General features: G+C 56.3%; 12 protein-coding genes. 5 read left to right on the top strand and 7 right to left on the bottom strand.

What is annotated here, in order from left to right; genetic code table 11:
• Positions 1-62: 62 nt before the first annotated feature.
• Positions 63-719 carry a GntR family transcriptional regulator gene (locus ACW9UQ_RS10020; protein WP_458930882.1) on the bottom strand — a complete coding sequence of 219 codons (657 nt, stop codon included), beginning with the start codon at positions 717-719 and terminating at the stop codon, positions 63-65.
• A 134-nt stretch (positions 720-853) separates the two neighbouring features.
• Here ACW9UQ_RS10020 and dctP point away from each other — a divergent pair, with 134 nt between their 5' ends.
• The 5 genes from dctP to ACW9UQ_RS09995 all read left to right on the top strand — a co-directional run bounded on the left by dctP (position 854) and on the right by ACW9UQ_RS09995 (position 6,540).
• A complete protein-coding gene (dctP, locus tag ACW9UQ_RS10015; protein ID WP_458930881.1) occupies positions 854-1,840 on the top strand; it encodes a TRAP transporter substrate-binding protein DctP in 987 nt (328 codons plus the stop codon).
• 68 nt (positions 1,841-1,908) lie between these two features.
• Positions 1,909-2,457, top strand: a complete 549-nt coding sequence (locus ACW9UQ_RS10010) for a TRAP transporter small permease (RefSeq protein WP_458930880.1) — start codon at positions 1,909-1,911, stop codon at positions 2,455-2,457.
• Entirely contained in the window at positions 2,457-3,773 is a 1,317-nt protein-coding gene (locus ACW9UQ_RS10005) for a TRAP transporter large permease (RefSeq protein ID WP_458930879.1), read from the top strand. The genes ACW9UQ_RS10010 and ACW9UQ_RS10005 overlap by 1 nt, the downstream gene beginning before the upstream one ends.
• Complete coding sequence (locus ACW9UQ_RS10000) at positions 3,770-5,032, top strand: malonyl-CoA decarboxylase (protein ID WP_458930878.1); 1,263 nt, start codon at positions 3,770-3,772, stop codon at positions 5,030-5,032. The genes ACW9UQ_RS10005 and ACW9UQ_RS10000 overlap by 4 nt, the downstream gene beginning before the upstream one ends.
• A complete protein-coding gene (locus ACW9UQ_RS09995; protein ID WP_458930877.1) occupies positions 5,029-6,540 on the top strand; it encodes a malonate--CoA ligase in 1,512 nt (503 codons plus the stop codon). Before ACW9UQ_RS10000 ends, ACW9UQ_RS09995 begins: the two co-directional genes overlap by 4 nt.
• Before the next feature lie 112 nt (positions 6,541-6,652).
• Here the strand turns inward: ACW9UQ_RS09995 and nagA are convergent, their stop codons facing one another.
• The 6 genes from nagA to ACW9UQ_RS09965 are packed head-to-tail and all read right to left on the bottom strand — an operon-like array spanning position 6,653 to position 13,204.
• The gene (gene nagA / locus ACW9UQ_RS09990; protein ID WP_458930876.1) at positions 6,653-7,777 is read right to left on the bottom strand and encodes an N-acetylglucosamine-6-phosphate deacetylase; all 1,125 of its coding nucleotides are present in this window, start codon (positions 7,775-7,777) and stop codon (positions 6,653-6,655) included.
• Positions 7,774-9,003, bottom strand: coding sequence for a class II D-tagatose-bisphosphate aldolase non-catalytic subunit (locus tag ACW9UQ_RS09985; protein WP_458930875.1), 1,230 nt, complete (start codon positions 9,001-9,003; stop codon positions 7,774-7,776). The genes nagA and ACW9UQ_RS09985 overlap by 4 nt, the downstream gene beginning before the upstream one ends.
• On the bottom strand, positions 8,996-9,901 hold the full coding sequence (locus tag ACW9UQ_RS09980; protein ID WP_458930874.1) for an ROK family protein: 906 nt from the start codon (positions 9,899-9,901) through the stop codon (positions 8,996-8,998). Before ACW9UQ_RS09980 ends, ACW9UQ_RS09985 begins: the two co-directional genes overlap by 8 nt.
• Positions 9,898-10,950: an SIS domain-containing protein gene (locus tag ACW9UQ_RS09975; RefSeq protein ID WP_458930873.1), complete on the bottom strand. Its 1,053-nt coding sequence runs from the start codon at positions 10,948-10,950 to the stop codon at positions 9,898-9,900. Before ACW9UQ_RS09975 ends, ACW9UQ_RS09980 begins: the two co-directional genes overlap by 4 nt.
• Positions 10,947-11,948 (bottom strand): SIS domain-containing protein, encoded by a 1,002-nt coding sequence (locus ACW9UQ_RS09970; RefSeq protein ID WP_458930872.1) that lies wholly within the window; start codon positions 11,946-11,948, stop codon positions 10,947-10,949. The genes ACW9UQ_RS09975 and ACW9UQ_RS09970 overlap by 4 nt, the downstream gene beginning before the upstream one ends.
• Entirely contained in the window at positions 11,945-13,204 is a 1,260-nt protein-coding gene (locus tag ACW9UQ_RS09965; RefSeq protein WP_458930871.1) for a Gfo/Idh/MocA family protein, read from the bottom strand. The genes ACW9UQ_RS09970 and ACW9UQ_RS09965 overlap by 4 nt, the downstream gene beginning before the upstream one ends.
• Position 13,205 lies beyond the last annotated feature (1 nt).

The raw sequence follows: 13,205 nt of genomic DNA, 5'->3' as shown, positions 1-13,205 counted from the left end.
TGCCCGTTGCATCGGAAGTCTTGGTTTTTGCCTGCGCAGTCGTTGACGGTGCAAAAAACCGTCTACTCTGCTGCAGTCTTTAAGCTCGCCATAAGCTGGTGGAACTTTTCACCCTGCACGGCGATATGACTGCGAATGGCCTCGGCTGCCTTGGGCCCGTCCCCTTCCTCAAGGGCCAAGACAATCTGCTCATGCTCGCGCATTGATTGCTTTAGGCGGCCTCTCCATCGCAATTGTGTGCGGCGAAAGGGCTGAAGCCTGCGCTGAAGACGAAGGCATTCCTGTTCAAGAAAATTGTTCCCCGACTCGCGGTACAGAATGGCGTGAAAGTGCTCGTTCTCGCGGTAGTATTCCTCGGTGTCGTTTTCCGATACCGCTGCATTGCACCGTTCGTTCGTCTCGTTCAGTTCCCTGATGGCCGCATCCGATATCCGTGACGCTGCCAAACGGGCGCAGGCCGCTTCAAGTTCGGCCATGACTTCGAACATATCCATCAGCTCGATTGGCCCTGGCTGCCTTACAAAGACACCCCGCCTTGGGAAATGCTCCACCAGTCCAGACTGTGCCAGTCTAAGAAATGCTTCGCGAATAGGGGTTCTTGAGACTGCAAACCTCTCCGACAGTTGAACCTCATCAAGCCGCTCGCCGTCACTGAACGTGCCATCGAAAATCAGCTCTTCAATCTGCTGGGCAATTATGTCGGATCGCTTTTGCTCCATATTCTTCAGATAGCACCCCCGAATTAAGCACGCAAGAATCTCATCCTTGTATACAAGATTGTTGACCTACAACGCAAAGTTTGCGATCAGATATGAGACCCGATGGATAAATCGGGATATTCTGGGAGGAAAAAATGAACATGAAATTCACCGTCACCATCGCGTCAGCCACACTTTTGACTGGTTCAATTGCAGCCGGCGCGGCCGAGCTTCGTCTGTCGCATCAATGGTCAACAGCGGATGTTCGCCATCAGGTCGCACAAATGGTCGCTGATGAAGTCGCAGCAGCCGGCGTAGACCTGAATATCAAGATTTTCCCTTCGAAATCACTCTTCAAGCCCCGCGAGCAGTACAAGCCACTAAGCCGTGGTCAGTTGGACATGACGGTGTTCCCGCTCAGTTACGCCGGTGGGCAGCAGCCCGCCTATAACCTGACACTGATGCCTGGCCTCGTAAAAAACCATGATCATGCCGCACGCCTGAACGAGAGCGAATTCATGGGCCAGATCGAGGAGATCATGGCCAGTGACGACGTGATGGTGCTGGTGCATGGCTATCTGGCAGGCGGCTTCGTTGGAAAAGACAAGTGCATTACGTCACCCGAAGATGTTAAGGGCCAGCAAACACGTGCGGCGGGTAAGGCTTTTGAACAGATGCTGGCTGGCGCAGGTGCCTCGATTGCTTCGATGGCCTCCTCCGAAATATACAACGCTATGCAAACCGGTGTTTTGACGGCGGCCAATACGTCGTCATCGTCGTTCGTCAGCTATCGCATCTATGAACAGGTATCGTGCTATACGCCCGCAGGCGATTTCGCTCTGTGGTTCATGTATCAGCCGCTGTTGATGAACAAATCGACATTCGATGGTTTGAATGCAGACCAACAGGCGGCATTGCTGGCCGCTGCCCAAAAGGCAGAGGCTTTCTATCTGGAAGAAGCGAAGAAGCAGGACGCCGCTTCGGCAAAGGTATTTGCTGACAACGGTGTAGAGATTGCGGAAATGAGCCAGGAAGAATTTGATGCCTGGCGCGCGCTTGCACAAGAGACGTCCTACAAAGCCTTTGTAGAGGAAACGCCTGGCGGGCAAGCACTCCTGGATCTCGCTCTTTCTGTAGAGTGATGACCTGATTGGGGCGGCGCACAGTCGCCCCACCACTTCGTCCCACCCCAAAGAACCGGGAGGCCGCCATGGCTGGCCAGAGCAATGCCACTGTTGCGCATGTCGGCAGCAACCCATTTTTGCGCTTCGTTGCCGTCGTATCAACCCTCGCAGGGTGGTGCTCGGCTGGCATGATTGTTGCCGCCGTCGTCATCACTTGCCAGATGATTTTTATCCGCTTCGTGATGAATGGGTCCACCGTGTGGCAGACCGAAGCGGTTATATATCTTGTTGTAGCTGCCACGCTGATAGGTCTGTCCTATGTCCAGCGACTTCGTGGGCATGTGAATGTGGACCTGGTTCCCCTGGCATTGCCACCAAAAGCCCGGATGGTATTGGCGTGTATCACCCTGTCAGTCTCTATCCTGATCGTCGCACTTATGCTGTTGTACGGTTTCGACTATTGGCACGTCGCCTGGGAGAAAGGGTGGCGCTCGGACACGGTGTGGGGGGTTCGGCTTTGGATCCCTTATCTCGCGATCCCGATCGGATTTGGCCTGTTTCTTTTGCAACTCATTGCTGACCTCGTTGCCGTGATTATCGGTGTGGATAAGCCTTTCGGATTGGAGGACGCCTGATGGACCCGATCCTGCTTGGCGCGATTGTTGCTGTCGCGACAATCTTTGTTCTGTTCTCTGGCGTGTCTGTGGCGCTCGGCCTGCTTATCGTATCAGCGGGGTTTCTGCTGGTCTTTGACGGGGTAAGGTCGTTGGAGTTGATGCCGGAACTTCTGTTCGGCAAGCTTGATAACTTCGCGCTGCTCTCTATCCCGATGTTCATAATGATGGGCGCATCTATCGCCTCAACTCGGGCAGGGGCGGACCTTTATGAGGCTTTGGAACGCTGGCTGACGCGGGTTCCCGGTGGGCTGGTCATTTCTAACCTCGGCGCCTGCGCCCTGTTCTCGGCTATGTCCGGCTCATCCCCGGCGACCTGTGCTGCCATCGGCAAAATGGGCATTCCCGAGATGCGCAAACGCGGCTATCCGGACGCGATTGCGTCTGGCTCGATTGCTGCGGGCGGTACGCTGGGAATTCTGATCCCGCCATCCGTCACCATGATCGTCTATGGCATCGCGACCGAAACCTCCATCGGTCGTTTGTTCCTGGCAGGGGTATTCCCCGGCCTGCTGCTGGTCGTACTGTTTATGGCTTGGTCCCTCTATGCGACCTGGAAGTCGGGTGACACAGCCGTCCTAAATCCAAAGCGCTATTCCTGGCGCGAGAAATTTGAAATCCTGCCGCGGGTTCTGCCGTTCCTCGCGATTATCCTTGGGGTTCTCTATACAATGTATGGCGGGATAGCGACGCCCTCCGAGACCGCCGCTATCGGTGCTTTGCTTTGTCTTGCGGTTGCGATGGTGATCTACAGGCTATGGCATCCTGCCGATCTTTGGATCGTTCTTCGTGACAGCACCAAAGAAAGCGTGATGATCCTTTTCATCATCGCTGCGGCTGGCGTCTTCAGCTATATGTTGTCGTCTTTGTCCATCACGCAGTCGATTGCTGAATGGATTGGCACGCTTGACGTGAACCGCTGGGTTCTGATGGGCGCAATCAATGTTTTTCTTCTGATAGCCGGATTTTTTCTGCCGCCGGTCGCCGTGATCCTGATGGCCGCGCCGATCCTACTGCCGATCATAGAGACGGCCGGGTTTGATCCCATCTGGTTTGCTGTTGTCCTGACCATAAACATGGAGATCGGGCTGATCTCCCCACCTGTTGGGCTTAACCTCTACGTGATAAATGGCATTGCGCCGGACATTTCGTTGAAGACGATCCTGCGTGGATCGCTGCCTTTCGTGGCCTGCATGATTGTGGCTATTATCCTCTTGTGCGTGTTGCCCGGCATCGCAACATGGCTTCCTAACGCTGTTATGGGAGTCTCATTGTGACAATGCTCGCCGACCTCCTTTCGACGGTTTTTGAGCGTCGTATACGGATTGCCAGTCCTGCAACGGTTGATGCTCGGTCCACAGAAGAGCTTGCTGATGCTTTGGTAGGCACGGATGGGGAAATGTCCGGTCAAACGCTCGGCCGCCTGATACTGGACCGTTTCGGCGATATGGATGACGGGCAACGGAAGGCATTCTTTGACCACCTTGCAAAGGCTATGGACTTTGAACCAGCGGCGGTTCGTCAAGCCCTGGCGGACCATGAGGAAAGCCCGTCCCGGAAAACCTATCAACGATTTGCAGAAGCCGCCGAGCCAAAACGGCAGGAACTTATCAGACGGCTTAACCGGGTGCCGCAAGCCACTGGTGAGTTGGTCGCGATGCGCGCGCAGTTACTGAAATACACCAAAGAGGACCCGTCGCTGGCTGCATTGGATTTAGATTTTCAGCACCTGTTCAGTTCCTGGTTTAATCGGGGTTTTCTGGTGCTGCGCCCAATCAACTGGGAGAGCCCGGCACACATACTGGAAAAGATCATTGCCTACGAGGCTGTCCATGCCATCGATAGTTGGGACGATCTAAGGCGGCGACTTGAACCAGAGGACCGCCGCTGTTTCGCATTCTTCCACCCGGCAATGGCGAATGAACCGCTGATTTTCGTCGAGGTCGCTTTGACCAAAGGAATTCCAAGTTTGGTTCAGGATCTTCTGTCGGAGAAGCGCGATGGCCTGCAGGCTGATGAGGCCGACACGGCCGTGTTTTATTCGATATCCAACTGTCAGGCTGGTCTCGCCAACATTTCGTTTGGCAATTCGTTGATCAAGCAGGTCGCTGTTGATCTCTCATTGGAATTGCCCGGCCTGAAAACCTTTGTCACGCTTTCGCCCATGCCTAGTTTCAACGCCTGGCTCGCAGAGAACAAGATTGAGCCCAGACCGGATGAAACGGACCGCATGCGCAACCTGGCCGCACATTACTTACTGGAGGCAAAACGTGACAGTGGTGTCCCACTTGATCCTGTAGCCCGTTTCCATCTAGGGAATGGCGCTCAGATCCATAAGGTTCACGCATCGGCGGATGTGTCAAAGAACGGCATGAAGCAATCCAGCGGGGTCATGGTCAACTATCTTTATGACCTTGGGAACGTCTCGCAAAACCACGAGCGTTTTGCCATGACGGGTAAAATTTCCGCATCCTCGGAAATCCGCACTATGAACGCGAATGGAAAGAAACTTGTCGCCGAGGAGAAAGGTCAATGACGAACCCGCTCTATGATGCATTGTTTGGAAAACATGCAAACCAGCCATCACCGTTCCTTCAATTGCCAAGCGGTGTTGTGCTGACACATGCAGACCTCCTTGCAATGGCTGCGCGGTTTTCTCATGCACTTGCAGATGCGGGGCTGAAGCCCGGTAATCGCCTGGCGGCGCAAGTTCAAAAGTCTCCGGAAGCTTTGGCGCTCTATGCCGCCTGTGTACAGACCGGCGTGGTCTTTCTGCCGCTGAACACGGCGTACACCGCCGACGAGCTGTCCTATTTCATCAATGACAGCGGTGCAAAGCTGGTCATGTGCGATAGTTCAGATCTAGCGACACTTGGTGCGATCGCGGGTCCGCTCGGGGCACAGATATACTCAATGGACGGGGATGGAACGGGCACATTTTTAGAACTCTCCAATACCAAACCAAACGAGTTTCCTACGGTAGAGCGCACCGAAGACGATCTTGCCGCATTCCTTTACACATCCGGAACAACGGGCCGGTCAAAAGGTGCGATGCTGACGCAGGGAAACCTTTTGTCTAACGCGCAGACATTGGCCCGTTACTGGCAATTTCAGTCAAATGATGTGCTGCTTCATGCCTTGCCGATTTTTCACACCCACGGGCTGTTCGTAGCAACCAACGTTACGCTGGCCAGTGGCGGTTCCATGATCTTCTTACCCAAGTTCGACCAGGATCAGATTATCGCGTTGTTGCCAAAGTCCACGGCCATGATGGGGGTTCCGACCTTCTATACAAGGTTGCTGGATGATGAACGTTTCACAAAAGACCTTGTGGATCACATGCGGCTGTTCGTGTCGGGAAGTGCGCCGCTTTTGGCAGAAACACATATCCAGTTCGAAGCCCGGACAGGCCACCGCATCCTGGAACGCTACGGCATGACGGAAACGAACATGAACACGTCAAACCCATATGACGGAGAGCGCCGCGCCGGAACCGTCGGCCTGCCGCTCCCTGGTGTCGAGATCAAGATCACGGACCCAGAGACCGGCGAGGAACTACCAGCAGGCAAAGTGGGACAAATCGAGGTGCGTGGTCCCAACGTCTTTAAGGGCTATTGGCAAATGCCTGAAAAGACCGCGGCCGAGCTGCGCGACAACGGCTTTTTCATCACAGGTGACCTCGGCAAGACTGATGAGGATGGCTATGTTCACATCGTTGGTCGCCACAAGGATCTGATCATCTCTGGCGGATATAATATCTACCCAAAGGAAATTGAGCTTGTACTCGATGCGCAGCCGGGGGTCCTGGAAAGTGCGGTTATTGGCGTTCCGCATGCTGACTTTGGTGAAACCGTAGTGGGGCTGATCGTAGCGGCAGAAGGCGAGCCGCTTGATCTGGAGCAGGTGAAAGCCGCTGCGTCAGCATCACTTGCCCGTTTTAAACATCCTCGTGAGTTACTCGTGGTGCCGAGCCTGCCACGCAATACGATGGGCAAAGTGCAAAAGAATGTCCTGAGGGACACGCACAAAAATCTCTTCGCCTAAGCGTAATCGGAAAGAGATCACCTTTTCGCACGAACAACGAGCGAATGTTGCACAGCAGTTCGCGACGGGCTTGCGGAGCAGCAAGGTTAGTCTGCCTCAGCACAGCTTAAGGTTATTGGTGAGAGCTAAGAGACGTCATTTGCAACGGTGACGTCTTGCTCAGATTTTCAGACATGACAAAAAGATCAAGCGGATCACGCCCGACAATATCTGCCAGCTGAGTTTGCCCGACGACCTTCGCGGGAATTGTTATGGCCATCCGAAGCGCGTCTTCCAGCGTGATGCCGATATGATTTGCCAATCGCGCAACGCCTTGGGCCTGAGTGATGTGCGCGCCCGCAAGGCTGCCTTCCGTGTTGATCAGACAGCCATTTTCAAGGTGCACCTCCTGACCATAAAGATCAAAGTGTTCGGGGCCGCCAACGGTTGCCATTGAATCGGAAACCAGAAACATCAGATCTTTGGCCGGGCGCGCCCGCAATGCCAGGGCGATCATCCTGTCATCAACATGATGTCCGTCACAAATGATGCCGGCTTTTAGGTGTGAATTGATGACGGCCCCAACAGCGCCGGGCTCACGGCCCATCATCTGTGACATCGCATTGAAAAGATGTGTGGCACATATCGCCCCAGCCGCGATTGCGGCTTCAACCACATCTGCGCCAGCATCCGTGTGCCCGATGGAGACGACAGCCCCCATGTCAGATAGCTTTGCGATCTGTTCATTCGTCGCCGACTCTGGGGCGACGGTGATCATCACGGCAATGCTGTGAAGCCGCAGGCGCGCAACCAGATCCATTGTCCGGTCATCAAGCTTGCGAATGTAGTCGCCGCTATGGGTGCCCCGGCGCGGGGCGGAGATATGTGGCCCCTCGATATGTAGCCCCACGATCCCTTTATCATGCCGCGCTTCAATCGCCGCCTCGGCCGCGCGGTCGAGTACGTCAGGGGCATCGGTAATGACCGTTGGCATTATGGCGACAGTGCCAAAGCGCCGGTGCGCAGCGGCAATGGCCGCCATACCTTCCCTTGTTGGGGTTGTGTTCAGCATCACACCGCCACCGCCATTCACTTGCAAATCGACAAATCCTGGGGTCAGGCATCCCTTGATCACGGGGGCGGTGCCTGGCGCAGGCGCAACCTCCACCACGCGGTTATCAACAATGCGGATGGCATGGCCCGTTTTCAGGGTCTGGCCGTCAAACAACTGCTCTGCAGCGATCCATGTCTCTGTCATACTGTCTTCTCAAAGAAATAGGGGGCCAATGCGCATTCGATTTGCGCGTCAATCAAACGCTGAGCCTGTGTCCCTTGCAGGGCGTCGACCCGATCAAGGACAGCGGTATCGAAAACGCGTGCAAGGTCTGTGTCTGCAATTGGGCGCGTAAACGCAGCCAGCAGATCGCGCACGGCTGCTTTTGCCTTTGCCTGGGGCCAATAATAGCGAATGCGATCAGCCAATCCAAAGTGACGCTGGCTATAGAGTGCTTCTGCGTCGCCTTGGTAGTGGCCCTGCCACATAGAGGGATCGTTTGTCATCACCGCCTCCATCGTCGCCTGCAGGGCGCCTTTGTCATCGCGCAGTCGGTCTAGTGCATAAAGCGCCTTGCGATAAGCAAATGTCAGGGCCGGGCCGACCTTTTGGAACGCGAAACCGAGTTGGGCAAGGCGCGGGTAAACGGCCGGGTCCTGATAGTCGGTCGAATGCGCCTCAAGACAGACATCAGGGTGTTGCTGCAAGGCATTGATCAAACCCGGGTCCCGGTCCATCGGCAGCGCATGCACTGCGGTCGGACTGAACTCAACACCCGGCTGTACCACTAGGCCGCCAATTTTTTCGGCCATGTCTTCAAATGCCGCATCATGCGCTGCCAGCGTTTGTCGTGCGGCATTGGGCGATGTCGGTGGAATGTCACCATCTTCATCAACACGCGCCCCCCCCGGGGGCGGCACTTCGGTGCCTACGACAAAAAGCAGATCGGCGGTTTCGTCGCAGCAGACCCGTGCCAATCGGGCGGAGCGGGCTGCCGTGACCTCATCGCCCAATTGCGCGGGCTCTCCGGCGCATCCTTCCGAGCAGTCCAGGTGTATCTTTCCGAACCCTGCAGCCACGTAATCACGCACCAAGACATCCGCCTTGGCCATCGCGGCGTCGGCGTCAAGTGCGCGCCATGCCTGCGGTCCAAGGTGGTCACCCCCAAAAATCAGTCGTGCACGATCTGTACCACTGTTGTCGGCAAGAGCATTGACGAACTGAATGAAATCAGTGGGCGTCATGCCGGTATAACCGCCCTCCTGATTGACCTGATTTGATGTCGCCTCGATCACGATCTGGCGATCCAGGCGTTGGGCCAGCGCCATGGAGGCGCGCAGCACGTCGGGTTGCGCAGAGCATACAGATGGTATTGCGACAGGCTGGCCAGCGCGATTGCGCCTGATGACTTCGCGCAAAACTTCAGTCATCTTGCTGTTCCTGCCAGGCGGCATAAGCCGCACCGCGCGCACCGCTTGTGTCACCACCCTCAGCCAAGGCTAGGGCAGGCGTCGCAAACCCGGCAAGTTGCGCTTGCTGCGCCGCATGCGTCAGGTCCTGTGTCAAACCATCGATTTTCGTCAGTCCACCGCCCAGCACGATCAGATCAGGATCGACAGTCATTGTCAGCGCATGCAGCAAATCCGCCGTCAGCGCGCACCAGATATGCCAGACCTTTGCCATTGCGCCCTTACGCTCAGCCGCAATCTGAGGAGGTGTGACATCCTGCCCGGTAATGTGCTTTGCTAGGCGTGTCAGTCCCGGCCCGGAGACATAGGCCTCAATGCATCCTATCCGTCCGCAGCCGCATTGCATCACTGGCAAACCATGCTGGACAACCAGATGTGCAGGTGCAGAGATGTGGCCGAACTCCCCACCTGTCAGGGTCGGGCCTTGCAAAAGCCTTTGATCAACGCAGATGCCACCGCCAACTCCTGTCCCGAGGATCAGAGCCATGACGGTGCGATACCCCTTACCCAGCCCGAAAACCGCCTCGGACAGCGCCAGCGCTCTGCAATCGTTCATATAGGTGATCGGGTGCCCCGCGGCATCGGCAATATCCTTCGGAAAGGGCTGGCCTGTCGCAACAAGATTGGCTGTTGAAGCCAATCCGTCCAAAGGATTGACCAAACCTGCGGCACCAATGCCAACCGGAGCATCTGCGCCGGCCTGCGCGATACCCCATTTGATCTGTTCGACAACAGCCCTCAGCAGGTCAGGGTAGCTGCGGGGCGTATCGTTCCGCTGGCGCGCTACGACCGACCATGCGTCATCAAAGATCTGCGTTTCGATCTTTGTGCCGCCCAGATCTATACCAACCGCTGTCATGCGGTCACCGGGTAAAGCTTCACGCCCGAGACAACCCGGCTTAGTGTTCCTTGACCGGTAAACGGATCATCCACATTCAGACCAAGCTCATGCGCCCAGATTACGCCTTGTACCTGCGCAGATGCAACGAAAAGCGGGGCAGCCCATGCTGCTCCAAACGGCAAGGATAGGTCAATATCACCGCCCGGTCCGATGCTCTGCACATGCGAATTCGGGAACTGGGTCTGTAATTCGGCGATCAGATCGCTGTCATATGAATGCGCTGGCTCATCCGGGCTTAGAAAGACAGTGACATTGGCTGCATCGGTGACAAAGGACTTCGGTCCATGCCTGAAACCCAGCGTGCTGTCCCACAGCGCCGGGATTTGTCCGGCCGACAGTTCCATGACCTTCAAAGCCGCTTCGCGAGCAGCAAAGGTAAGGGGGCCGGAGCCTACATAAACGGCCCGCTCAGGACGTTTTGCGGATGCAAAAACCGGCAGCAGGCGCTGAAGCTGATCCGCCAGTTGGCCCAGACGTCGCGGCAGGTCGCAGGGGGTATCAAAAAGCGCTAACGCGGTCAGCAACATCGTTGAAAAGCTCGACGTCATGGCAAAACCCGCATCATGGGTCGCGCCGGGCAGCACGATCACTTGCGTTGGTGCCTTTGAACCACGAGTGGCCAACGCGCCATCTTTGTTGCAGGTGATGTTCAGGCGCGGCGCATCGGGGGCCAACACATCAAGGGCATCAAGGGTGCCGATGCTTTCCGTGCTGTTGCCCGAACGTCCAAAACTGACCACCAGTGGCCGGACACCTGACAACAGATGCGCAGGGCTGGCGACAATATCGGTCGTCGGGATCGCGCGCACTCCCCTGATCGACGCCGCAAGAATATCCCCGATATAGGCGCTGGTGCCTGCGCCGCAGAACCAGACCTCGTCAAAAGTCTGGGCAGCGATCCAGGCCCGCAAACCGGCGACGTCCAGCTTGGTCGCCCAGCCGCGCCAGATGTCAGGCTGGCGGTGGATCTCCTGCCATGTTGCCCATTTATGCAAGTCATCTGTCATGTTGTCTGCGTGACCTTGGAAAGGGTTTCGGGCGCGTCGGGGTCCAGCCCCAATGCCAGTCCGGTGCTAAGGATGACGGGATACATCATGGCAAGCAAAGCGGCGGCAGCTGCGGCAGGCGCAATGTCATCCAATCCGACATCGCTAACGCGAATGCGCTGTACATCGCACCCTGCTTGCCTGAACCGCGCTTCTGCCTGGTTGAGGCTGTCCTGTATTTCAGCAAGCCCGGTATCCAGCATCAGAACCATCAGCGGTTTGGTCGCCAGCTGCAACGGGCCATGCAACACCTCTGAGCTTGAATAGGCCTCGGCATGGATCGTGCAACATTCTTTGAGTTTCAGCGCAATCTCATGTGCGGCCCCATACCCGGTATCACGTCCGATCACATAGACATGACGTGCGCGCTCAAACGATGATTGCAATTCAGTTGCCCGGGGATGCTGCAAAGGCATCTTGGCAAGTGCGCGGGCCGCCACCTGCGCCTTTTCATGATAGGATGGCTTGAAGCTGGCCAGCAAAGCCATGCCCGCAGCCACCGACCCGATCACGGATTTGGTTGCTGGAACCGCCAGCTCTGGTCCGGCACCGCCCGACAGCGTCACGTCCGCTGCATCTTCCACGGCACTGCCGGGTTGATTCGTCAGGGCCAGCACCGTCGCGCCTGCCCTCGCCGCCCCTTTGGCTGATAGGACAAGGTCATGGCTTGCCCCCGATTGGCTGATGACCAGGGCCGCCGTTCCCTCCATGGCAATGCCTTTGCCCAGCGAAAACACAGACGGCGGCAAAGAGGTCATTGGGACAGCAAGCTCACGCATGAATTCATAGGACAGGATATTCGCTGCAGCATCGGATGAGCCGCGCGCGATGGTATAGATCGCTTTGGGTAACTGAATACCTGCTGGCGCCGATTGGGTCGCAGATGCGGCAAACACCTGAAGGCTTTGCGCAGCCTCCCTGGCCATCAGGCTGCCAGGCGTTTTGTTTTCGTGCGTCATGCTCTCAGCCCATATTGGTCAAACTCGCGCCAGGTTTCGCTAAGGTCGACGATCCCGCCGCTGATCCGCGCCTCATCCAGCGCCATGGCAACAAGCCCCGCCTCAAGGGCATCGACCACGCCCACTGGCAGGCTGTCGGTCTCCCCACGCAGAAAGGCGACGATGTCATCGACCATCATGTGATCAGCGCCATAGTGCGAAGACGCCCGCGCCTCGTCCATCTGCGTATAGTCATGATCGGCTATCACAGACCCATCACGGGCGGTGGCCTTCAAATAGCCGCGGACAAAATCACCCTCAGCCATGCCATGCGTGCCCATCACGCAAAAGCGGCGATGTTCGTCCGGAACATTCAGGTTGGTATGAAACGTAAGCGACGCGCCACTCTCGTACTGCAAAAGTGCCGTCTGAAAGTCGATGATATCGCCATCCGAATGGAAGGCGTCGTCAATCGCATTCCAGACCGAGGATTTGTGGTGCATGATTTCGTTTTCGATGTTCTCACTGGGCGAATTGGCCGGAACAAAAGATTTGCGTCCGCCAAAGCTTGCGACCTTTGTCGGACGCGAACCTGTCACCATGTTGTAAATATCGAGGTCATGGCAGCATTTTTCCAACATGAAACCGCCCGACCAGGATACCATCCGCCGCCAGTCACGCATGAAGAATGCACCGTGATAAGGGGCAATATGCTCGTTCGCCTCAAGCGAGACGATCGGCCCGAGGTCGTCCAGGACCGCACGCAGATCAACTGCATGCTGGGAATATCGCAGCACCAACCCAACCATCACACGATCTGTGCCATGCTCCGCCAGAAGTTCGGCCAACTCCATCGTTTCTTCTTTTGTGGTCACGACTGGCTTTTCGGCAAAGATGCGCACACCAGCCTTCAGGCCAATCTTGATATGCTCAAGGTGAAAGCAGTTAGGGGAACCGACAAAGAAAAGGTCAGGCTTGGTCTCGGCCAACATCTGTTCCAGGTCATCAAAGCGCGGCGTCTCGCGGCGCATTTTAGCGCAAGCGGCAAAGCCCATTTGCAGCTGCTTGATCTTGGGCACGTCGGGATATCCGGGGAAAACCTGATCAGGTATCAGCGACATGACATCTTCTTCGCTGAGCGTGGGGCCGCCCATACCCAGCGTCAGCGTCGAATTCGGATCGTAGTAACCTACCAACTTTGCCTCTGGCATTGCTTCTTTCACGATTGAAAGGATATGCGCGGCCCGCAATCCGATACCTGCTGTAGCAATTTTCATA

The organism is Halovulum sp. GXIMD14793 (assembly GCF_054457435.1).
Note: the sequence above shows the minus strand (reverse complement) of the source record. Positions and strands in the feature narration are given on the sequence as shown.